Annotated in this window: 22 protein-coding genes; 5 read left to right on the top strand and 17 right to left on the bottom strand. The window is 41.4% G+C overall.

Translation table 11 applies throughout. The annotated features are described in order from the left end of the window. Positions 1 to 193: 193 nt before the first annotated feature. Positions 194 to 1,111: a flagellar motor protein MotB gene (locus AKG98_RS03165; protein ID WP_067041284.1), complete on the bottom strand. Its 918-nt coding sequence runs from the start codon at positions 1,109 to 1,111 to the stop codon at positions 194 to 196. A 41-nt stretch (positions 1,112 to 1,152) separates the two neighbouring features. Continuing rightward, on the bottom strand, positions 1,153 to 1,917 hold the full coding sequence (gene pomA, locus AKG98_RS03160; protein ID WP_067041281.1) for a flagellar motor protein PomA: 765 nt from the start codon (positions 1,915 to 1,917) through the stop codon (positions 1,153 to 1,155). 185 nt (positions 1,918 to 2,102) lie between these two features. Between pomA and xseB the strand changes: the two genes are divergently transcribed. From xseB to dxs, 3 genes are read left to right on the top strand one after another with little or no spacing between them, the layout of a single operon-like run. Then, positions 2,103 to 2,348 carry an exodeoxyribonuclease VII small subunit gene (xseB, locus tag AKG98_RS22120; RefSeq protein WP_067041278.1) on the top strand — a complete coding sequence of 82 codons (246 nt, stop codon included), beginning with the start codon at positions 2,103 to 2,105 and terminating at the stop codon, positions 2,346 to 2,348. 3 nt (positions 2,349 to 2,351) lie between these two features. Continuing rightward, complete coding sequence (ispA, locus tag AKG98_RS03150; protein ID WP_067041275.1) at positions 2,352 to 3,242, top strand: (2E,6E)-farnesyl diphosphate synthase; 891 nt, start codon at positions 2,352 to 2,354, stop codon at positions 3,240 to 3,242. A 32-nt stretch (positions 3,243 to 3,274) separates the two neighbouring features. Beyond that, the gene (dxs, locus tag AKG98_RS03145; RefSeq protein WP_067041273.1) at positions 3,275 to 5,140 is read left to right on the top strand and encodes a 1-deoxy-D-xylulose-5-phosphate synthase; all 1,866 of its coding nucleotides are present in this window, start codon (positions 3,275 to 3,277) and stop codon (positions 5,138 to 5,140) included. A gap of 74 nt (positions 5,141 to 5,214) precedes the next feature. Here the strand turns inward: dxs and AKG98_RS03140 are convergent, their stop codons facing one another. The 11 genes from AKG98_RS03140 to glyA form a co-directional block, all read right to left on the bottom strand. Further along, positions 5,215 to 5,718: a phosphatidylglycerophosphatase A gene (locus AKG98_RS03140; RefSeq protein ID WP_067041269.1), complete on the bottom strand. Its 504-nt coding sequence runs from the start codon at positions 5,716 to 5,718 to the stop codon at positions 5,215 to 5,217. Beyond that, positions 5,715 to 6,782, bottom strand: a complete 1,068-nt coding sequence (gene thiL / locus AKG98_RS03135; RefSeq protein ID WP_067041266.1) for a thiamine-phosphate kinase — start codon at positions 6,780 to 6,782, stop codon at positions 5,715 to 5,717. Before thiL ends, AKG98_RS03140 begins: the two co-directional genes overlap by 4 nt. Before the next feature lie 203 nt (positions 6,783 to 6,985). Then, positions 6,986 to 7,408, bottom strand: a complete 423-nt coding sequence (gene nusB / locus AKG98_RS03130) for a transcription antitermination factor NusB (protein WP_067041263.1) — start codon at positions 7,406 to 7,408, stop codon at positions 6,986 to 6,988. Continuing rightward, complete coding sequence (gene ribE / locus AKG98_RS03125) at positions 7,405 to 7,890, bottom strand: 6,7-dimethyl-8-ribityllumazine synthase (protein ID WP_067041260.1); 486 nt, start codon at positions 7,888 to 7,890, stop codon at positions 7,405 to 7,407. The genes nusB and ribE overlap by 4 nt, the downstream gene beginning before the upstream one ends. Before the next feature lie 131 nt (positions 7,891 to 8,021). After that, positions 8,022 to 9,131 carry a bifunctional 3,4-dihydroxy-2-butanone-4-phosphate synthase/GTP cyclohydrolase II gene (gene ribBA, locus AKG98_RS03120; RefSeq protein ID WP_067041257.1) on the bottom strand — a complete coding sequence of 370 codons (1,110 nt, stop codon included), beginning with the start codon at positions 9,129 to 9,131 and terminating at the stop codon, positions 8,022 to 8,024. A gap of 48 nt (positions 9,132 to 9,179) precedes the next feature. After that, positions 9,180 to 9,845 carry a riboflavin synthase gene (locus tag AKG98_RS03115; RefSeq protein ID WP_067041253.1) on the bottom strand — a complete coding sequence of 222 codons (666 nt, stop codon included), beginning with the start codon at positions 9,843 to 9,845 and terminating at the stop codon, positions 9,180 to 9,182. Then, positions 9,845 to 11,194 carry a bifunctional diaminohydroxyphosphoribosylaminopyrimidine deaminase/5-amino-6-(5-phosphoribosylamino)uracil reductase RibD gene (gene ribD / locus AKG98_RS03110; RefSeq protein ID WP_228140195.1) on the bottom strand — a complete coding sequence of 450 codons (1,350 nt, stop codon included), beginning with the start codon at positions 11,192 to 11,194 and terminating at the stop codon, positions 9,845 to 9,847. Before ribD ends, AKG98_RS03115 begins: the two co-directional genes overlap by 1 nt. Then, positions 11,166 to 11,615, bottom strand: coding sequence for a transcriptional regulator NrdR (nrdR, locus tag AKG98_RS03105; RefSeq protein WP_067041250.1), 450 nt, complete (start codon positions 11,613 to 11,615; stop codon positions 11,166 to 11,168). Before nrdR ends, ribD begins: the two co-directional genes overlap by 29 nt. A gap of 174 nt (positions 11,616 to 11,789) precedes the next feature. Beyond that, a complete protein-coding gene (locus tag AKG98_RS03100; protein WP_228140194.1) occupies positions 11,790 to 13,097 on the bottom strand; it encodes a DUF4124 domain-containing protein in 1,308 nt (435 codons plus the stop codon). A gap of 260 nt (positions 13,098 to 13,357) precedes the next feature. Continuing rightward, complete coding sequence (locus AKG98_RS03095; protein WP_228140193.1) at positions 13,358 to 13,651, bottom strand: hypothetical protein; 294 nt, start codon at positions 13,649 to 13,651, stop codon at positions 13,358 to 13,360. A gap of 295 nt (positions 13,652 to 13,946) precedes the next feature. Next, positions 13,947 to 15,200, bottom strand: a complete 1,254-nt coding sequence (glyA, locus tag AKG98_RS03090; RefSeq protein ID WP_067041244.1) for a serine hydroxymethyltransferase — start codon at positions 15,198 to 15,200, stop codon at positions 13,947 to 13,949. Positions 15,201 to 15,425: 225 nt separating this feature from the next. Between glyA and torD the strand changes: the two genes are divergently transcribed. Further along, positions 15,426 to 16,079: a molecular chaperone TorD gene (gene torD, locus AKG98_RS03085; RefSeq protein ID WP_067041241.1), complete on the top strand. Its 654-nt coding sequence runs from the start codon at positions 15,426 to 15,428 to the stop codon at positions 16,077 to 16,079. A 72-nt stretch (positions 16,080 to 16,151) separates the two neighbouring features. Here torD and galU read toward each other — a convergent pair whose 3' ends face one another. The 3 genes from galU to AKG98_RS03070 form a co-directional block, all read right to left on the bottom strand. Further along, positions 16,152 to 17,048: a UTP--glucose-1-phosphate uridylyltransferase GalU gene (gene galU / locus AKG98_RS03080; RefSeq protein ID WP_067041238.1), complete on the bottom strand. Its 897-nt coding sequence runs from the start codon at positions 17,046 to 17,048 to the stop codon at positions 16,152 to 16,154. A 51-nt stretch (positions 17,049 to 17,099) separates the two neighbouring features. Then, entirely contained in the window at positions 17,100 to 18,107 is a 1,008-nt protein-coding gene (locus tag AKG98_RS03075; protein ID WP_067041235.1) for an NAD-dependent epimerase, read from the bottom strand. A 62-nt stretch (positions 18,108 to 18,169) separates the two neighbouring features. Then, positions 18,170 to 19,336 (bottom strand): nucleotide sugar dehydrogenase, encoded by a 1,167-nt coding sequence (locus AKG98_RS03070; protein ID WP_067041232.1) that lies wholly within the window; start codon positions 19,334 to 19,336, stop codon positions 18,170 to 18,172. A 200-nt stretch (positions 19,337 to 19,536) separates the two neighbouring features. Here AKG98_RS03070 and AKG98_RS03065 point away from each other — a divergent pair, with 200 nt between their 5' ends. Continuing rightward, complete coding sequence (locus AKG98_RS03065) at positions 19,537 to 20,622, top strand: glycosyltransferase family 4 protein (protein WP_067041230.1); 1,086 nt, start codon at positions 19,537 to 19,539, stop codon at positions 20,620 to 20,622. Positions 20,623 to 20,690: 68 nt separating this feature from the next. Here the strand turns inward: AKG98_RS03065 and pseI are convergent, their stop codons facing one another. After that, on the bottom strand, positions 20,691 to 21,740 hold the full coding sequence (gene pseI, locus AKG98_RS03060) for a pseudaminic acid synthase (RefSeq protein ID WP_067041502.1): 1,050 nt from the start codon (positions 21,738 to 21,740) through the stop codon (positions 20,691 to 20,693). Position 21,741 lies beyond the last annotated feature (1 nt).

The raw sequence follows: 21,741 nt of genomic DNA, 5'->3' as shown, positions 1-21,741 counted from the left end.
AATATACTTAATTACTCCTTATTCGAACATATACTCCACAATCCATCAGTATTAATACTTATGACAGGAAAATAACCAGCTGGATCAACAGCTAAACCACCGCTCAAATAAAAAGGCTCATCACATAACGTTATGTGATGAGCCTTTTTGTTATGAGCCGCTTACCCGCCAACCAACAAATAAAGTACGAAGACTACTTGTCCGTCATCACACTGAGTGGCTCTGATAGTTTCGCTTTACCTTGCATAATACTAATTTCTACACGGCGGTTACGGCGTAATTCACTTTCTTTATCCGTCAATGGTTGGGTATCTGCCATGCCTTGCACAATTAAGCGGTTCTCATTGAATTCTTTAACCTTTAACATCTCATGTGCCACAGAAACCGCACGTTGGCTCGACAAATCCCATTTAGAGCGATAAAGCTCTGAATGTAACTTTTCTTTACCTGTGTGTCCGGCAACCGTAATTATCCCCGGTATCGTCGCTAATAGCTGTGCGACCTTTTGGATCACGGGACGAAAGCGAGGTTGTAAAAAGGCAGAACCAGCTGGAAATGAACCCTTTTCATTAATACGAATGATGATTTGTTGCCCCAAGTTTTCAACCTCAACACCACCACTATCGACTTCTTCTTTTAAGGCTTCCGCGAGAGCCTTGACTAGCTCACTGGTATCTTCCGTTACTTCGACATTTTCTGTTGGCGTATTATCACGGGTCGACGTTTCTGGTGATTTACCACCATTACTTTCTTCTTCGCGTTTATTCTTACCTCCCGCATTTTGATCTTCGCCATCTTTGAAGTCTAACTCCGCTTCACTATTATCAATGGTGTGCTGCATAATGGTTTCAATCGGCGTGGGATCCGGTCGGCCAGGACGAAATTCTTGTGCAATCACCGTCGTACCCTTGGGAATATTCTTTACATCAATTTGATTTTGTACACCAAAAGCAAATTGCATAGACCCCGCAATCTGCTTAAATTTCACTACATCCATCTCAGAAAATGACAATAGTAATACAAAGAAGCACATTAACAGGCTCATTAAATCGGCAAAGGTACCCATCCACGCGGGGAGGCCTGGGGGTGGGCAATCACATTCATCAGACATACGTTATCTCTCTACTTATTCAGCGGTCATCATGGTGTAAACTAAACGTCTGTATCCGCCAATCCTCGTTTTGATGAATGAAGGTAATTCTTTAATAAACTTTCGATAACCCGCGGATTACGTCCTTCTTGAATGCCTAAAATTGCATCCATAATCAGAGTATTATTCAGCATTTCCTCTTCAGAACGCAATTTTAATTTACCCGCAATCGGGATAGCAATCATATTGGCAAAAACCGCGCCATATAATGTTGTTAGCAAGGCCACCGCCATTGCCGGACCAATGGATTTTGGATCATCCATATTAGATAACATCGCCACCAGACCAATCAGCGTACCAATCATCCCCATCGCCGGGGCTACTTCACCAATCATATTAAATACATGAATACCTGCTTTATGGCGAGCCGTGGTCAGTTTAATGTCTTTTTGCAATGTCTGACTTACCACGGTTGCATCGTGACCATCCACTAATAAATCGATCCCCTTCTGCATAAATGCATTCTTAACTTCAGCTTCTTCGAGCGCTAAGAACCCACCTTTACGTGCTGCATCCGCCATTTCAACCGCTTGTTCGATTAATTCTTCTGGTTTATCTATTTTAAACATGAATGCTTTTACGGCGATTTTTGCTGCGGCTAAAAATTGGCCAAAATTAAAATGCATTAATACCACAAACAATGAACCAACAAATACAATCAATATCGATTGCGTATCAACAAACGTACTTATATCACCGCCCAGCACCATTGCCATCACTACAAACGCAAACGAGCCAACTAACCCTATTAAAGTTGCTAAATCCACAACATTCCCCATCCCAAGCAAATTATCATCAAATGTCTAACGAGTGTATTCATCGATCTATATCGGCAAACACACAAAATTCTTAAGTAATCTTATCTTGCTTATTACTGCCATCGCACAGTTAAGCTGTATATACCTTATTAACTTGGGTATAATACCTGAGTATATTATCAGAGGGACACCCGATGGCGGTAAAAAAACCAGAAAATATGACGTTCGAAGCGTCTATTACAGAGCTAGAGACTATTGTGAACAGTCTAGAGCAAGGTGATTGTGAGCTTGATAATGCGTTAAAGCAATTTGAACGTGGTATTAGTTTAACACGCGCGAGCTCGCAGAAACTTCAGCATGCTGAACAGCAAGTAGCCATATTACTCGCCGACGGTGACCAGCAAACGCTTTCTCCCTTCAATTCTGACAGTAGTAATTAAATAGTGCAGCTTTCAAATTCTATTACCCAATATCAGGGTCGTATCAATGGCTATTTGCAACAGCAAATAAACTTGCTACCAACACATGACACCCAACTTGCAGCCGCGATGGAATATGGCCTGTTACAAGGTGGTAAACGTATTCGCCCAGTGATCGTATATGCCGTGGGCGAAATGCTAGGCGTAAACCTTAGCGACCTTGATGGTCCAGCCGCCGCAGTCGAATCAATTCATGCGTATTCATTAATTCATGATGATTTACCTGCAATGGACGATGATGACTTACGCCGCGGTCAACCGACTTGCCATATTAAATTCGATCATGCTACCGCTATCTTAGCCGGTGATGCACTGCAACCTTTTGCTTTTGAATTATTACTTGATTGCGCACTGGCACCTGTAGCTGAAAAAAATCGTTTGGCAATGCTGAAATCACTGACCCAAGCCAGTGGCTATAGTGGTATGTGTGGTGGTCAAGCAATGGATCTAGCCGCGACTGATAAACAGATCTCACTGGCACAACTAGAAGCTATCCACAATAATAAAACGGGGGCACTTATTAATTGTGCAGCAAAACTGGGTTGCCTCGCATCACCACATTGCTCGGTTGAATTATTAGCAGCGCTGGATAAATGGTCGAATGCTATTGGTTTAGCATTCCAAGTACAAGATGACATTCTCGATATAATCAGTGATACTGAAACGCTCGGTAAACCTCAAGGTTCAGATGTTGAATTAAATAAATCAACATACCCTGCATTACTCGGCTTAGCTGGGGCACAAGAAAAAGCCCAAGCACTGTATCAACAAGCGATGTTCGCCTTAGAAATAATTCCGCATGATACGACCGTTCTCGCTTTATTTACGCAGTACATCATCGAGCGAAATAAGTAACTGATTCTAACAAAGTATAAAATTATAAAATTATGAGCTTAGATATTTCGAATTACCCTACATTGGCATTAGCAGACATCCCAGAAGAGTTGCGCCAATTACCAGCAGATCGTCTGAATGACTTATGTGATGAACTGCGTAGCTATTTATTACACACCGTCGGTAAAAGTGGCGGTCACTTTGCTTCAGGCTTAGGTGTCGTAGAATTAACCGTTGCCCTGCATTATGTTTACAATACCCCATTCGACAAATTATTATGGGATGTAGGTCATCAAGCCTACCCGCACAAAATTTTAACGGGTCGCCGTGACCGTATGTCAACGATCCGCCAAAAAGGGGGACTACATCCATTCCCTTGGCGTGATGAAAGTGAATACGACCACCTCAATGTTGGTCATTCATCAACTTCAATCAGCGCGGCTCTCGGTCTTGCGGTTGCTGCAGATCAAGAAGATAAAAACCGTAAAACAGTCGCCATTATTGGTGATGGTGCTATTACCGGTGGTATGGCATTTGAAGCGTTAAACCATGCAGGCCATATTGACAAAGATGTACTGGTTATTTTAAATGATAACGACATGTCTATTTCAGAAAATGTCGGTGCAGTAAACAAACACTTAGCAAAATTATTGTCTGGTGTTGCTTACTCAAATTTCCGTGAAAACGGTAAGAGAGTACTGTCAGGTATTCCACCAATTAAAGAGCTTGCCCGTCGCGCCGAAGAACATTTAAAAGGCATGGTGGTACCGAGCACATTATTTGAAGAATTCGGATTTAACTATATTGGTCCGATTGATGGTCATGATGTCAATGGCTTGGTTGAAACGCTGCGTAATATGCGTAGTCTTAAAGGCCCACAATTCTTACACGTAATCACCAAAAAAGGGAAAGGTTACGCGCCTGCCGAGCAAGATCAGCTTGGTTACCATGCAGTGCCTAAATTCAATCCTGAAGAAGATACATTGCCAGTCGCAGCCCCATCAAAACCAACTTTCTCAAAGATATTTGGTAATTGGTTATGTGATGTAGCAGCAACAGACAACAAGCTAGCCGCAGTGACACCAGCAATGGGCGCAGGCTCGGGTATGATCAAGTTCTCTGAGACTTATCCAAAGCAATATTTTGATGTCGCGATTGCCGAACAACACTGTGTGACTTTCGCAGCAGGTCTCGCGATTGGTGGTCATAAACCTGTGGTTGCTATTTACTCTACGTTTTTACAACGTGGTTATGATCAACTAATCCACGATGTGGCGATCCAAGATATTCCAGTATTATTTGCCATTGACCGTGCTGGTCTAGTAGGCGCAGATGGTCAAACTCACCAAGGCGCATTTGATATTAGCTTTATGCGCTGTATTCCTAAAATGGTGATCATGACGCCAAGTGACGAAAATGAATGTCGTCAAATGCTGCATACGGGCTACCAGTATAATGGTCCTGCCGCAGTACGTTACCCACGTGGTAGTGGCACTGGTATTGACGTTGAACAAGCATTTACTGAATTTGAAATCGGTAAAGGTATCGTTCGTCGTCAAGGCGAAAAAGTAGCGATCTTATGTTTCGGTACGTTAATGCATAAAGCTATTCCAGCAGCTGAACGTTTAAATGCAACCGTTGTGGATATGCGTTTTGCCAAACCCTTAGATGAAGTATTGTTAGCTGAGATGGCGAATAGCCATGATATCTTAGTCACTATCGAAGATGGTGCGATCATGGGCGGTGCCGGTTCTGGTGTGAATGAATACCTAATGGCGAATAAGTTAATGACACCAACATTAAACTTAGGTCTGCCAGATAAGTTTATTCACCAAGGTACTCAAGATGAGATCTACGCTGAATTAGGCCTAGACGATATTGGTATTGAAGCGAGCATTAAGGCGTTCATCGCCCTATAATGTTAATGATTACAAATTGATCGCCATTAAAAAAGGCGCTACTCGATTAATATCAAGTAGCGCCTTTTTGAATTTTACAGCGTAATGTAATAAATAAGTTGAACACCCGCTAAAGCAAACACACCAGCCAGTACATCATCAACCATAATACCAAAACCACCATGGGTATTTCTATCCAACCAACCAATCGGTCCTGGTTTCACAATGTCAAAAAATCGAAATAGCGCAAAACCGAGAATAACCCAAACCCAGCCTTGTGGGGCCGCAATCATGGTAATGCCATAACCGGCAATTTCATCCCAAACGATAGCGCCATGATCGTGTACGCCCATCGCTTTACTGGCACTCGCGCAAATATATACACCAATCACTGACGCCAACGCCACAATGCCGATATATTGCCATAAGCCCAACTCTAAGACGCTCGTCATCAGTAAATACAACGGGATAGCAACAAGCGTTCCCATCGTACCTGGCGCTTTAGGAAATAAACCACTACCAAAACCAACAGCGGCGAGATGCACTGGGTTGGCGTAGTTTAATTTTTGTAATTCTGGTGATAAAAAATCTTTTTTCATTGGAAGTGATCCCATCCTTGCAAAGCTAACGAGGTTAATTGCTTGTCGTTAAAATAGTTAATTTGTGGTTCTACTTGTTTCGATCGTTCTATTTGTTTAGGTTGATCAGCCGAAACACTGGCTATTTCACCAATATGAGTACATGGTAAATCATGCTCAACCATCACTTTTTCTAGTTGTGCGCTATTCTCTGGCGATACGGTAAATAATAATTCATAATCATCACCACCAGCAAGTGCATACTGCGGCCATAACGCTTTAATTACATAAGTTTGCAATGCGCTTGATATCGGCAGCGCAGATAGCTCAATATTTGCCACCAGATTAGCACCACAAGCACGACTCGAGGCATTAAGTATATGTTTCAAGTCTGACGCCAAGCCATCGGACAGATCAATACAGCTGCTTGCAACATCAACCAACGCTTGACCCGTACTGACTCTCGCGGTCGGACGTTGATGACGAGCAATCAAAAAACCTTTCTCGGTGCCCGTTAATAATGCTTCATTGGTATTTTCAGAGATAGCGTTATCAGGGTTATTCGCATCGATAAGTAATTTTAAGCCTGCAGCGGCATCACCAATGGTGCCACTGCAATAAATTAAATCACCCGCTTTGGCCCCGTGCCTTGGTAAGGCTTTACCTTGCTCAACAAAACCTTGTAAGGTAAGCGTCAACGTCATATTGCCTTTCGTGGTATCACCACCAATCAAACTCACACCATAACGATGTAATTGTTGATGTAAACAATCACTGAAAGCCGTTAACCACTCTCGATCATAATTTGGTAAGGTGATAGCCAATGAAGCCCACGCAGGTTGCCCACCCATCGCGGCAATATCACTGATGTTCACTGCAACCAATTTATGCGCCACATCCGCAGGGCTCGCATCGCGAAGAAAATGAATACCACTGACCATGGTATCTGTGGTCACCACTAACTGTTTGCCCGCTGGCACAGACAAGATCGCACAATCATCACCAATACCGGCGATGACATCATTCCGTGAAACCGATTTATTCGTAAAATATTGTCCAATTAAATCAAACTCGCCTGTCGCCATAGTGCTGCTGTTTCCATTATTATACCCAAGCTACTTAGGCATAGGTTGCAATTAATCTTGCTATTGTACTTTTAATTAAGCCCTAATTGTATTTTTAATTAAGCCCTAATCGTATTGTTAATTAATGTCTAGAGAGTGAATTTTAGGCATAAAAAAAGCCAGCAACCTGTGCTAGCTTTTTTGTATTGAAGAAAATAATTAAATTATTTTTTCAAACGTAATTGCAATTTACTTACAATTTTATCTAATACGCCGTTAACGAATTTATGGCTATCTTCAGCGCCAAAATCTTTCGCTAATTCGATAGATTCATTGATCACAACTTTATAAGGTACATCTTGACGCTTTAGTAGCTCAAATGTAGAAAGACGTAAAATCGCTTTCTCAACCAAGTCTAAATCATTCAAAGGACGAGATAAGAATGGGCTCATTAACTCATCAAGTTCAGCATGATTTAAGCTTACGCCTAATACCAATTCACGGAAGTAAACTGCATCTGTGTCACTAAAATCTTGATCTGTTACAAATTGGTGTTCAATATTTGCAACAGTTTCTTGCGTCATTTGCCATTGATAAATTGCTTGTGTGGCAAACTGACGTGCCTTACTACGTTCCGAAGGTTTCATTTTTTCTCCAATGATACATCTAATTGATGCAAAACATTCACCATTTCAAGTGCACTTAGAGCAGCCTCCGACCCTTTATTACCAGCCTTGGTTCCAGCACGCTCAATTGCTTGCTCAATTGTGTCAGTAGTTAACACACCAAATGCAACAGGAATATCATAGTCCATTGCAACTTGAGCAAGACCTTTATTACATTCGCCAGCTACGAATTCAAAATGTGGTGTACCACCACGAATTACCGTACCTAAAGCAATAATTGCATCAAACTGTTTTGTTGCAGCAACACGCTTAGTGATAAGCGGTAATTCTACAGCGCCAGGAACACGCACAATAGTGATGTTGTCTTCGCTAACTTGACCAAAACGTTTTAGTGAATCGATAGCACCCGCTAACAAACTTTCATTGATGAAGCTGTTAAAACGAGAAATTACAATTGCAATTTTTGCTTCTGGAGCAGGAACATTTCCTTCGATAACTTTCATGTGTACAAATCCTATATCACGGCGCGTAATTTACGGCCAATTTTAATTATTATGAATCGGCTGACGAAAGGGCTCGGATTGTACCAAGCTTTCGCCAGCAAGCAAACTTATTCTACGCCTATCTCTAAAACTTATTTAGAGATATATTCGACAACTTCTAAACCAAAGCCAGATAGTGAATGGTAACGTTTGTCTGAGCTTAGTAGCTTCATCTTCGACACACCCATATCGGCTAAAATTTGAGAACCTACACCTACGCGGCGTGAAGTACCTTGCCATTTGGCTTTTGGCTGAGTTTCGCCTTTATCTTCTTTAGCAAATTGTTTCACTTTTTCAATGATATCGTTAGAGTTTTCTTCATTCCCTAAGATAACCATTACACCACCATCACGACCGATACGTGCCATCGCATCCGCTAACGACCATGATATTTTACTTGCGCGGTCGGTATGCAAAATATCTGACATGGTATTTTGTACATGCACACGTACTAATGTTGGCTGCTCGGCAACAACATCACCTTTGCGTAGTGCGTAGTGCACTTGATTATCAATGGTGTCACGGTAAGTAACTAAATCAAAATCACCGTGTTCGGTTGGTAATTTACATTCCGCTACACGCTCAATAGTAGTTTCATTACCATTACGGTATTCAATTAAATCAGCCACGGTGCCCAATTTAAGACCGTGTTTCTCAGCGAATATTTCGAGATCTGGACGACGCGCCATTTCACCATCATCTTTTAGGATCTCAACAATCACACCAGCAGGCTCACAACCCGCTAGACGTGCAAGATCACAACCCGCTTCAGTATGACCAGCACGTGTTAATACACCGCCGTCTTGTGCAGCAAGTGGGAATATGTGCCCAGGCATCACAATATCAGCAGGTTTCGCATCACCAGCAACCGCAGATAATACCGTCACAGCACGGTCTGTTGCTGAAATACCGGTTGTCACGCCTTCAGCCGCTTCAATCGATACCGTGAAGTTAGTCGAGAATTGCGCCGTATTGTCTTGAACCATCAAAGGCAGTTGCAGTTTCGCTACACGTGCTTTGGTTAACGTTAGACAAATTAAACCACGACCGTGTGTCGCCATAAAGTTAATCGCTTCTGGCGTTACTTTGTCAGCCGCCATGATCAGATCACCTTCATTCTCGCGATCTTCATCATCCATCAAGATAACCATTTTACCTTGGCGGATGTCTTCAATAATATCTTCAATACGACTTAGTGCCATGCTCATAGCCCTTTTATAACAATTAAAAACTGATCGTGAATAGATGTTTTACTTTAAAAATCCATTACTCGCAAGAAAATCCATAGTGATACCTTGTTCAGGGCGGCTTGATTCAGCAGCTTTATCACCTAGCATGATCCGTTCTAAATAACGGGCAATCACATCTACTTCTAAGTTAACTTTACGACCGACTACATAACTTTCTATCGTTGTTTCTAATGCAGTATGCGGTACGATCGTCAATTTGAATTTAGCGCCGTCAATTTCATTAATAGTTAAACTGATACCATCAATAGTAATTGAGCCTTTTTCCGCAATATAACGTGCTAATTCGTTCGGTGCTTGTAACCAATACTCAGTCGCACGACCAAGTTTACTGATCTTAATAATCTCGGCAACGCCATCTACATGACCACTGACTAAGTGACCACCGAGGCGCGTGCTTAGGGTTAACGCTTTTTCTAAGTTTACCTTATCACCAATACGGTAATGCGCAAAACCAGAGCGTTTAATCGTTTCTAATGACACATCTGCGCGGTAACCATTGCCGAGTAATTCAACAACAGTAAGGCATACGCCATTCGTCGCGATACTATCACCGAGTTTTACGTCACTTAAATCAAGATCACCACTATCAACAGTGATGCTCACATCGGCCCCTTTTGGGGTTAAACCAGTGAGCGTACCCACGGTTTCAATAATTCCTGTAAACATTAGTATTCCGGTTTTGCTGTAATTCGAAGATCGTCACCGACCTGCGTGATATCGGTAAAGCTAAATGTAGGCACTTTCGCCATTTCAGTTAGCTCGCTTAATACTGCGAGTCCTCTGGCACTATCACCCATGAGCTTAGGTGCCAGATAAATAATTATCTCATCCACCAGCTTATTTTCAAGTAATGCGCCAGCCAACGTCGCGCCGGCTTCCACCCACAGGTCATTAATATCCTGTTGGGCTAATACGGTCATTAACTGTTTTAGATCTATGTTATGGTGACTATCTTGCTCAATTTCAATTCGTGATACCGATTCATTCACCAATAACTGCTCGACAGCAGGATTTTCAGTCACGCCATTGACTATATTTTTAACCCCATTAACTAATAGTATCTTACCGGGCTGCCCAAATAGTTTCAATTCTTTAGCGGACTGTTCAAGGTGCGCATCCAAACGGCGATGATTATCCAGTACCACTCGTATTGGCTGACGTAGCTGTGGTTCTAATAACTCATCGTGAGACAAAGACTTGTCTCCTTGAATTCGTGACTTATCTGTTTTAATTCGTGGATAGTCGGCTTGGCTTGCACCTAATTCGCTATAACGCACATTAAGTGAAGCATCGTCCATAATAACCGTGCTGGCGGTTGATAAAATTGCACTGGCTTGAGCCCGGTATACTTGCACATCAGACCGTGCTGCAGGACCGGTGATCCATTTGCTCTCACCGTTTTTCAATGCTGTACGCCCATCTAAGCTTGCCGCCATTTTTAAGCGTACAAACGGACGTTGTTCCTGCATGCGTAAGATAAAGCCAGGGTTCAATGCATGTGCTTGCGTCGATAATAAACCGATCCGCACTTTAATGCCCGCGGCGATTAGTATCGCAATGCCATTACCTGCCACTTTCGGATTGGGATCGACCATGGCAATAACGACTTCATTTACGTTCGCATTAACCAAGGCTGCTGCGCAAGGGGGTGTACGACCATAATGACTACATGGTTCTAGCGTCACATAACAAGTGGCTCCCTGAGCATTATCACCTGCGGCATTTAAAGCATGGATTTCAGCATGAGCCTCACCCGCACGTAAATGAAAACCTTCACCGATGACTTTACCAGCTTTAACAAGCACACAGCCAACATTTGGATTCGGCGCAGTGGTAAAACGACCTTTTTGTGCAAGATCGAGCGCACGTTGCATATGCAAATGGTCAGTATCATTGAACTGGCTAATGGATACAATTTCTTCCAATAGTAGATCTAGCTCGGCACGTGATTTGTTTGGCATAATCAATGAGGACTCAGATAACGGATTATTTGTCGAGCTTGGCGATTTCTTCATTAAATTCTTTTACATCTTCAAAAGAACGATAAACAGAAGCGAACCGTACATAAGCGACTTTATCGAGTTTTTTCAATACGTCCATCACCAGTTCACCCAAAAAGCTTGATTCTATTTCACGCTCACCAGTGGCTCTTAAACTCGATTTGATTTGATTAATACCGAGTTCAATCTGCTCTGCGGCAACCGGACGTTTTTCTAACGCACGATAAATACCATTAACGAGTTTATCTTCGTTAAAAGGTTCACGTGTATCATCCGTTTTAATGATACGTGGCATCACTAATTCTGCAGTTTCAAAGGTAGTAAAACGTTCATGACATTTCGCACACTCACGGCGGCGACGCACTTGATGGCCTTCAGCCACAAGACGAGAGTCGATAACTTTAGTTTCAGTCGCAGAACAAAATGGACAGAACATAAACAATCCTATTGAATAATATTATTCTGAGTCTATCGTTAAACAGCAGGCGGGTACAGAAAAGTGAAGGTAATTTCGTGGAATTAATAAATAAGTTAACAAATTGTTGAATAATCAGTCGGTTTTCAATCACTATTTTAATGAGATAAAAACCGACCAATATTTTAGGATTGCTTATTCTGCACTGCGATTCACGTCATTGACAAACTGACTCGATACATCAATACCTTGTCTATCGAGTTGACTCATTCCCGCCCGTGATAAGGGTAAGCCCGCATCGTGATTATAGCTTAGTCGACTTAACATTAACGCAGAGTTAACCTGTTTTTCTGAAGGTTGTTTCACGTCATTCGATTTATGACTCCGACTGCTGATTTCACTTTCAATCGCTTTAATTTGATCTGCACTCTGCGTTAATTCTTTATTTTTCACTGTCGCGCGCCCCTGTCCCTTCGCATGAGTAATCGACTCAGACTTAGCTAATTCAGCCACAGGGGTAATATCAGAACCGAGTCTCGCTCGGAATAACTTTTTATTAATTTCAGCTAAGAATTTATTCTGCACTTGCTCTGCTGTCACTTGCAGTTTGTTACCACGACTCAATTCACTTTTGTTCGCAACGAACACAGCTTCATCAATGGTCAGCGTTTTATCTTTACGATTTAATTTTTTGTTAATACCCGCTAAAAATGCGTTAGTCGCGGTTGATTTGTTCTTCCGCTTAACCTTTGCTATCGAACGAGATTCAACAACAGGCGCTAAGATATATGTGGCTGCTATTAACTCGACAGGCTTAATCAAAGGCTTAGGTTTAGCATTAACAACGACTATAGGTGCAATGCTTGGAGATATTTGAACGGCTTCCGGTACATGTTGACGTTTTAATTTGTTCTGAATTTTCGCTAAGAACTTATTATGTTGTTGCTTTACGCCAACATTCTCAATAACGGTTGAATCTTTCGGCGTTGTAGATGCAAGCAGTGTCGGTGTAATAACGTGTACACCATTCGTTTTTGTCACTGCATTACCATAAGCACGCTTATGAATCCCAGCCATAAAACTATTTTGAGGTGATTTTTTCTTCGGTTTTATATGATTTATTTCAATGATATTATTTGCCGCAACAAGGGCTATCTCTTTTTCAAGTGCTGCTTGTTTCGCAATAACGAGAGCACGCAGCTTCGCTTGCTGACGGACGAGTTGCTGTTCAATTAAGATCAACTGAGGATCACGACGCGTCAGTACCTTTTCAACTTGACGTTCGACGCTCGCATTAGCAATAATATCATCAAGCCCATCCAATAAGTTACTATTTTTAGTTGCTGATAAATCGTTTACGATATCCTTCATTTCGACTGGCTTACGACTAGCCCTACTCTGCGCCGCATTTTTTTCCACAATCTGACGTGGAAACTGGCTATAATGCATTGCACCATCGGTATCGCGCCAACTATATACTTTAGCAAATGTAGAATAGCTCATTGAGCCACATACTAACGCTAATATTAACCGCTTATAATTACTTATTGAATTCAGCATCATCCTTTATACCTCACCCTATTTATTGCCAAATTTGAGAATGCTATCTCAAATGTTTATTTAGCTATTTATGTCATCCATCTATAACTACCAAACCGCAAATAGAATGAAATGTTGCGAACATGTTAACACCCACGGGTGTGATTTAAAACTCTCTCATTAAATTTAATCTCGTAGGCTTCACAATTAAACGATAAAACCTGCTAGCTACAATTAAATATAAGTGTATTGAATATGCGGTTAGCGTCAGAGTAACGATTAGTTAGATCGGCATTTTTACCATACTTGCCACAATGTTCCTGCGCCATATCAACCACCTCTATCGTGTCAAATTGACCGAGTTGATATTCATAAGAAGCACCATTTTCGGTTTTAGTTAATACATCAACAGAGCTACAACCAGTCACCGCAACAGCAAATACTGCAATGCTTATTCCTTTACATATTTGCAGAGGTATTTTATTTACTGCATTTTTTAATAGAGATTTATTCATCATATTTCCCATCCTTGGTCTATGAAACTGGATTAACGGCGGTTCGGTAACTGGTGTTATATAACAGCTGATCATACGATCGTAAGGCAATTAAAAAGCATGGAAATAGCATGGTTTGATCCATGAGTAAGTATGAAGGTGTGAAGCTAGAGAAGCTAGAGAAGGATAATATTGTGATCATGAAAAATAAGTACAAAAAAACCGTAAATGACAAACTTAAACTTTGATTCAAGTTAAGCATCATTTACGGTTAATAAATTAATCGCATTATTATAAACCGTTAGGCCTATAAATTAGATTACTTGTATACAGGGTATTCAGCACATAGCGCTTGTACGTTAGCACGTACTGTTGCAGCTACATCTTCATTACCGATGTTATCTAATACGTCACACATCCAACCAGCAAGTACGCCTGCTTTATCTGCAGGGATACCACGGCGAGCCAGTGCAGGCGTACCGATACGTAGACCAGATGTAACAAATGGAGAACGAGGATCGTTTGGTACCGAGTTTTTGTTTACTGTGATATGTGCATTACCCAGTGCAGCATCTGCATCTTTACCTGAGTATTCTTTGCCAATCAGATCAACTAAGAATAGGTGATTTTCAGTACCGTTAGAAACGATCTTAAAACCACGTTCTTGTAATACTGCAACCATGCTTTTTGCACAATCAAGTACATTTTGTTGGTAAACTGCAAATTCAGGTTCCATCGCTTCTTTGAATGCAACCGCTTTAGCAGCGATAACGTGCATTAAAGGACCACCTTGACCACCAGGGAAGATTGCTGAGTTTAGTTTTTTCTCAATCACTTCGTCTGCTTGCGCAAGGATCAGGCCACCACGTGGACCACCTAATGTTTTATGCGTCGTTGTTGTAACAACGTGTGCATGTTTCATTGGGTTTGGATAGAGACCAACTGCAACTAAACCTGCAACGTGTGCCATATCAACGAATAGGAAAGCACCTACTTTATCAGCGATTTCACGGAATTTAGCCCAATCAACAACACCTGAGTACGCAGAGAAACCAGCAACAATCATTTTTGGTTGGTGTTCAATTGCTAACGCTTCAACTTCAGCGTAATCTAGCTCACCCGTTTCAGGGTTAATACCATACTGAACTGAGTTGTAGATTTTACCCGAGAAGCTTACGCTTGCACCGTGTGTTAAGTGACCACCATGAGCAAGGCTCATGCCTAGTACAGTATCACCTGGTTTAACTAATGCCATGTAAACTGCAGCATTTGCTTGTGAACCAGAGTGTGGTTGTACATTCGCGTAATCAGCACCAAACAATTGCTTAGCACGTTCGATTGCTAAAGACTCAGCAATATCAACATACTCACAACCGCCATAGTAGCGTTTGCCTGGGTAGCCTTCTGCATACTTATTTGTAAGCTGAGAGCCTTGAGCTTCCATTACGCGTGGGCTTGTATAGTTCTCTGAAGCAATAAGCTCGATATGATCTTCCTGACGAGTTACTTCTTGTGTCATTGCTGCCCATAATTCTGCATCATAGTCAGCTATATTCATATCACGTGTAAACATCCGTTTTCTCCTGATTGAGATAATACAAGTTGGTTTGTAAACTAAATTTCGGCCACATTGTAACGCGACTAATACCAAGTTCCTACAGTAAAGACTTGAGAAAATTTCAATTTTGCGTGAAAAGACTGCATTTTAATTTAACTTTGATCAAAACTGACTCCTAGGTTAAATTTATTCGCTATAATACTGCGCAATTACAGCACTCATTCCCATTTGGAGAACACAATGGATGAACTAACCCAATTATGCCAAACCCGTTCAGAGATCTACTGGTGGCTTTCAAGCACACTTGCAACTGAATTATCTGATGAGCAACTCGGTCAATACCAGTCAGCAGAAATCCAAAGTTTCTTGCAAGGCTTAGCGGCAACACCCGCGTTAACCGTTTCAGTTGAAAAGCTAATCAGTTCATTAGCGGCAGCAAACCTACGTAACAACGCACGTTTAGAGTTATGTGCCGATTACGCACAAGTATTCCTCGGCAACAGTAAATCATCTGCGCCCCCGTATGAGTCTGTATTCACCAGTGAAGATGGTCACTTGATGCAAGAAGCGTATCAAAAAATGACTGCGCTACTCGATAAGCACAACATCAATATCAGTGATAAATACAGCGAGCCTGCCGATCACATTGCGATTCAGTTAGACTTCATGGGTAACTTGATCTTAAAAACATTAGATTCGGAATCAGAAGCCCAGATCCGCGCTAACTTCGCAATGCAGCACGACTTTTTACAAACGCACTTACTTAACTGGTTAGGTGATTTTGAAATGAAGGTTAAAGACTGTGATAAATTTGGGTTTTATGCGGCGGTAGTAGAATTGCTATTAGCATTCGCACAGCTAGATTCAGATTGGTTAGAAACTGAATTAGATTAATCTCTATTTAGATACAACAAAGGGCAGTAAACTGCCCTTTTTTTCATCACATTATAACGTCAAACTCACGTGTTATTTCAAGCCACTAATAAATTCTTGTAAATCAGCGCCTACTTCAGGGTGACGTAAGCCATACTCAATGAATGCTTTCATGTAACCTAATTTTGAACCACAATCATGTAACTTGCCGCTAATGTGGAAAGCTTCAACCGTTTGTAATTTCATCAGGTCATCAATCGCATCCGTTAACTGAATTTCATCACCTGCGCCAGGTACTGTACGGGCAAGCAGATCCCAGATCGCTGCTGGTAATACATAACGCCCTGCAACAGCAAGATTTGACGGCGCTTTATCTTGTGCTGGTTTTTCAATCACCGCAGTCATCTTAGTTGATTCACCTGCGCTAAGCTCAACACCACCGCAATCAGCAACTCCGTAACCAGACACTAAGTGCATTGGTACAGGTTCAACCATTATCTGACTAAAACCGGTTTCATTAAAGCGGCGCATCATGCTGGCTAAGTTTTCAGTTTTTAGATCTGCACTCACTTCATCCATCAATACATCAGGTAATACTACCGCAAACGGTTCATCACCAATAATGGGTTTGGCACACAATACTGCATGCCCTAACCCTTTCGCGACACCTTGACGAATATGCATGATCGTCACACCTTTTGGTGCAATTGCTTGTACTTCCGCTAATAGTTGGCGTTTAACTCGGTGCTCTAACGTCGATTCTAGTTCAAACGACGTATCAAAATGGTTTTCGATGGCATTTTTAGAAGCATGCGTAACAAGCACAATCTCGGTAATCCCCGCAGCTGCACATTCATTTACTATGTATTGAATAAGTGGCTTATCTGCGACTGGTAACATCTCTTTTGGAATCGCTTTGGTTGCAGGTAACATGCGCGTACCTAAGCCTGCAACGGGAATGACCGCTTTCGTTATTTTGGTTTGCTTCAAAGTATTATCCTTTTTGTACTCATATACGGTACTTTTTATATACAGTGTAGTTTATACGTTATAAAAGTCGCGATACCAATCGACAAAGGCTTTCACGCCTTCTTGTACTTTTACTTTCGATGTGTAACCAGTAACTGCAAATAAATCCTGGGTATCGGCATACGTCGCGTAGACATCACCCGGCTGCATAGGCATAAAGTTTTTCTTGGCTTTAATACCTAAAGAATCTTCTAACGCTTCAATGTAATCCATTAATTTAACCGGACTACCGTGGCCAATATTATACACTCGATAAGGCGCACTGCTGGTTGCGGGACTTCCCGTTTCAACTTTCCAGTCCGCATCCAGTGTGGGGATTACATCTTGAATTTGTAATACCCCTGCAACGATATCATCAATGTAAGTAAAATCACGTAACATATCGCCATTGTTATACACATCAATGGTTTCACCAGCAATAATTGCCTTGGTAAACTTGAATAACGCCATATCCGGACGACCCCAAGGACCATACACAGTAAAGAAGCGCAAGCCAGTTGTCGGCATACCATATAAATGTGAATAGGTATGCGCCATTAATTCATTTGATTTTTTGGATGCCGCATACAGTGAGATGGGATGGTCAACACTATCACTGGTACTAAACGGGGTTTTGTTATTCAAGCCATACACAGAGCTTGATGATGCATAGACTAAATGCTTCACTTTATTATTACGGCAACCTTCTAATACCGTTAAGAAGCCGGTTAAATTGCTGTCGGCATACGCCATTGGATTATCAATGGAATAACGTACACCCGCTTGAGCCGCAAGGTGGATCACGCGATCAAATTGATGTTCAGCAAACAACGCCGCAACACCGTCACGATCGGCAAGGTCGAGTTCAATAAACGTAAATAGAGCCGATTTAGTCGTATTCGCTAAACGAGCATGCTTTAAATTTACATCGTAATAATCATTTAGATTATCAACACCAATAACATGGTGGCCTTGTTGACATAATAATTCGGCACAGCGCGAGCCAATAAATCCAGCGGCGCCTGTAATTAAATATTTCATTTATTTTTCACTTCCTGAATTCGGATAATAAGTGTAATTTTACTGACTTAATCATGAGCAATCTAATCATTACCAAATAGGTCACGAGTATAGACTTTATCCGCAACATCAAGCAGTTCGTCCGCTAAACGGTTCGATACTATGACATCAGAAAGGGCTTTAAATTCATTCAGGTCCGTCAATACCGGTGATTTAAAGAATTCGCTTTCAGTCAATACCGGCTCATATACCACGACCTTGATACCTTTCGCTTTAATTCGCTTCATGATGCCTTGAATCGATGAAGCGCGGAAATTATCCGAACCCGATTTCATGATCAAACGATAAACACCAACCACTTGCGGATTTTTCGCAATAATAGCATCGGCAATATGATCTTTACGTGTCGAATTAGCATCAACAATGGCACTGATTAAACTGTTTGGTACATTTTCATAGTTCGCACGTAATTGCTTGGTATCTTTTGGTAAGCAGTAACCACCATAGCCAAATGACGGATTATTATAATGGCTACCAATACGCGGGTCTAAGCCTACGCCTTGTATGATCTGACGGGTATCTAAATCGTGGGTTTCGGCATAACTATCCAGCTCATTGAAATAAGCCACCCGCATCGCCAAATAAGTATTAGAGAACAGTTTAACCGCTTCCGCTTCGGTAGAATCAGTAAACAACACATCGATGTCAGTTTTAACCGCACCTTGCATTAACAGACCAGCAAACACTTGTGCACGCTCAGACTGTTCACCAACAATAATACGTGATGGGTGTAAGTTATCGTATAAGGCACTGCCTTCACGTAAAAACTCAGGAGAGAACAAGATATTATCGCAGCCTAGGCGTTGTTTGACTTCTTTGGTATAACCAACCGGTACCGTCGATTTAATCACCATTATTGCATTTGGGTTAATCGCCATTACATCTTTAATCACAGCTTCAACAGACTTGGTATTAAAATAATTATGCACCACGTCATAATCTGTCGGTGTTGCGATAATCACATAATCAGCATTACTATAAGCAAGTTCTTTGTCAGTCGTCGCGGTTAGATCAAGTGCTTTATTGGCAAGGAAATCTTCAATTTCGTTATCGGAAATCGGCGATTTTTTAGCATTAATAAGATTTACTTTTTCAGCAATAATATCTAACGCTATCACGCGATTATGCTGTGCTAATAACACCGCATTTGATAAACCAACGTAACCTGTACCGGCAATGGTAATGTTCATGATGTTGACCTGATTATGGATGGAAATAATATATCCTTATATTCTAACAGTAAAATAATAACTATAGCCAAACAACATCATCTTAATACGATACTATTATTAAAGCAGGATGCATTTCGTCGTCGACTCTATCTGTGAAAATGTACAATATGTTATTATCTCCTGCTTAATTCTGTAATTTATATTAAATAAGGCTGTATATGAAAATTTTGGTTGTGGGTGATTATCTCAAGACTTCAAATGCAATTCGACCAGAGGTAATGATAACCATAGGTCTTGCGAATAAAGGTCATGATATAACGGTATTTACTCGACCAAACTCTGCTTACACGCCAATTTTTGAAAACCTCGGGATCAAGGTAATTGAACAATACCCGACCAAAAAAATCTGTTTAAACACGATTAAAATGATCAGAGCTGAATTACGTACAGGCGATTACGATATTGTTTATGCACTAAACTCTAAAACAATTCCAAACGCCGCGTTTGCGTGTATCGGCTTCCCTGTTAAAATGGTTAATTATCGAGGTACTACAGGCGGGTTATATCGCCATGATCCAAGTGCTTACTTAACCCACTTACACCCTCGCGTTGACGGTATCATTTGTGTATCTAATGCGGTAACCGAAGATATTCAAGCGCAAGTATGGAAAAACAAGGATAAAGTAGTCACGATTTATAAAGGTCATGATCCGGCTTGGTACCAGTCCCAACCTAGTGATCTCTCTGAATTTGGTATTCCAGAGGGGGCTTTCGTTGCTATTGCGGTTGCTAATGTTAGACCAACTAAAGGTTTATCAGTATTACTTGAAGCAGTAAATAAAGTTGCCCATTTAGACAATTTTCATCTATTACTGGTTGGCTCAGGCATGGATAAAGAACCTTATCTTAGTGCAATAAAAAACTCTGCATTAGGTAATCGTATCCACGTTACCGGCTACCGTACCGATGCGCCAGAATTAATGGCTGCGTGTAATATTTTAGTTCAAGCCTCAATCAGTGGTGAAGGATTACCAAGAACGGTAATGGAAGCGATGAGTTATGGCGTACCTTCAATTGTGACTGTAACAGGCGGTAGTAAAGAAGTTGTAGTAGACGGTGTTAATGGCTGTATTGTACCAGTCAAAGATGCATTAGCCATTGCAGATAAAATTGAATATTTATATAACAACGAAGCGATTGTCAGCGATATGTCTGTGGCTTGTAAACAGCGTTTAGCCAAGCTATTCACTGCTGAACGCACAGTTGATGAGCATATCAAATACTTTGAGTCGTTATTGGATTAACAATAAAATAGTTACACTAGCTGCAGACGCAGTTAGTGTAACTAAGATTCACAATACTCACCGTTCCTCTAACTTATTAGTCCGAAACTCAGCGCCGTACCTTTAGATATTATAACGTTAGCTTTTTTTCCTAATACTTGCTCATAATACTTTGGTTCCAAACCAAAACCAGGACGAATACTGCGAACATTATCCGCTGTAAGTAACTCACCAGCGGCAATATCCTTAACGACATATAACGAGCGACGAAATTTAACGTTACCTTGCTCTGCTGGTGTGCGCTGATAATTTACGTTCCCCATTGCTTGCCAAGCGGTATAGGTATCACGACAAAGCCGCGCTAATTCATCCGGTTCAAGAGAGAAACTATCATCCGCACCGCCCGCACTACGATCTAAAGTCACGTGTTTTTCAATAACACAAGCACCGAAAGCAACAGAAACAACCGCGGTTGCATTATCAATGGTATGATCAGATAACCCTGCTAGCACGTCAAAACGTTGACTAATATCAGCGATTGTACGTAGATTATATTGCGCTGCCGGCGCTGGGTAACCACTCACACAATGCAATACCACCAACTCATCACAACCATTATCTTTAGCTGTTTGTATCGCGAGTTCAATCTCGTGTTGATCCGCCATGCCGGTTGAAATAATCATCGGTTTACCGGTTTGCGCAACCCGTTTAATTAAGGGTAAATCAACAACCTCGAATGAGGCAATTTTGTACGCTGGTGCATCCAGTTGTTCTAATAAATCCACCGCAGTAAAATCAAAAGGCGAACTAAAAATAGTAATATCGAGTTCTTTCGCTTTCGCAAATAATGGTTGGTGCCATTCCCACGGCATATGCGCACTGGTATACAACTGATATAAACTTTGTCCGTGCCACAAGCCCCCCTTGATTTGGAACTCATCACTGTCGCAGTCCATCGTTATCGTATCTTGGGTATAAGTTTGTAATTTTATCGCATCAGCACCCGCTTCTTTAGCCGCTTCCATTATTGCAAAAGCACGATTGATGTCGCCATTATGATTGGCGGACAATTCAGCAATAATATAAGGACGATGTGCAGGGCCAATTTTACGACCATCAATTGTTATTTCGGTTTCAATG

This window comes from Moritella sp. JT01, assembly GCF_001574435.1.
In the GTDB taxonomy this organism is placed as follows: domain Bacteria; phylum Pseudomonadota; class Gammaproteobacteria; order Enterobacterales; family Moritellaceae; genus Moritella.
Note: the sequence above shows the minus strand (reverse complement) of the source record. Positions and strands in the feature narration are given on the sequence as shown.

Excerpts from the sequence above, each read along its gene's own strand:
- AKG98_RS03165 (WP_067041284.1), bottom strand. The coding sequence starts at position 1,111 with ATGTCTGATGAATGTGATTGCCCACCCCCAGGCCTCCCCGCGTGGATG.
- xseB (WP_067041278.1), top strand. The coding sequence starts at position 2,103 with ATGGCGGTAAAAAAACCAGAAAATATGACGTTCGAAGCGTCTATTACA.
- dxs (WP_067041273.1), top strand. The coding sequence starts at position 3,275 with ATGAGCTTAGATATTTCGAATTACCCTACATTGGCATTAGCAGACATC.
- AKG98_RS03140 (WP_067041269.1), bottom strand. The coding sequence starts at position 5,718 with ATGAAAAAAGATTTTTTATCACCAGAATTACAAAAATTAAACTACGCC.
- thiL (WP_067041266.1), bottom strand. The coding sequence starts at position 6,782 with ATGGCGACAGGCGAGTTTGATTTAATTGGACAATATTTTACGAATAAA.
- nusB (WP_067041263.1), bottom strand. The coding sequence starts at position 7,408 with ATGAAACCTTCGGAACGTAGTAAGGCACGTCAGTTTGCCACACAAGCA.
- ribE (WP_067041260.1), bottom strand. The coding sequence starts at position 7,890 with ATGAAAGTTATCGAAGGAAATGTTCCTGCTCCAGAAGCAAAAATTGCA.
- ribBA (WP_067041257.1), bottom strand. The coding sequence starts at position 9,131 with ATGGCACTAAGTCGTATTGAAGATATTATTGAAGACATCCGCCAAGGT.
- AKG98_RS03115 (WP_067041253.1), bottom strand. The coding sequence starts at position 9,845 with ATGTTTACAGGAATTATTGAAACCGTGGGTACGCTCACTGGTTTAACC.
- ribD (WP_228140195.1), bottom strand. The coding sequence starts at position 11,194 with ATGAAGAAATCGCCAAGCTCGACAAATAATCCGTTATCTGAGTCCTCA.
- nrdR (WP_067041250.1), bottom strand. The coding sequence starts at position 11,615 with ATGTTCTGTCCATTTTGTTCTGCGACTGAAACTAAAGTTATCGACTCT.
- AKG98_RS03100 (WP_228140194.1), bottom strand. The coding sequence starts at position 13,097 with ATGAGCTATTCTACATTTGCTAAAGTATATAGTTGGCGCGATACCGAT.
- AKG98_RS03095 (WP_228140193.1), bottom strand. The coding sequence starts at position 13,651 with ATGATGAATAAATCTCTATTAAAAAATGCAGTAAATAAAATACCTCTG.
- glyA (WP_067041244.1), bottom strand. The coding sequence starts at position 15,200 with ATGTTTACACGTGATATGAATATAGCTGACTATGATGCAGAATTATGG.
- torD (WP_067041241.1), top strand. The coding sequence starts at position 15,426 with ATGGATGAACTAACCCAATTATGCCAAACCCGTTCAGAGATCTACTGG.
- AKG98_RS03075 (WP_067041235.1), bottom strand. The coding sequence starts at position 18,107 with ATGAAATATTTAATTACAGGCGCCGCTGGATTTATTGGCTCGCGCTGT.
- AKG98_RS03070 (WP_067041232.1), bottom strand. The coding sequence starts at position 19,336 with ATGAACATTACCATTGCCGGTACAGGTTACGTTGGTTTATCAAATGCG.
- AKG98_RS03065 (WP_067041230.1), top strand. The coding sequence starts at position 19,537 with ATGAAAATTTTGGTTGTGGGTGATTATCTCAAGACTTCAAATGCAATT.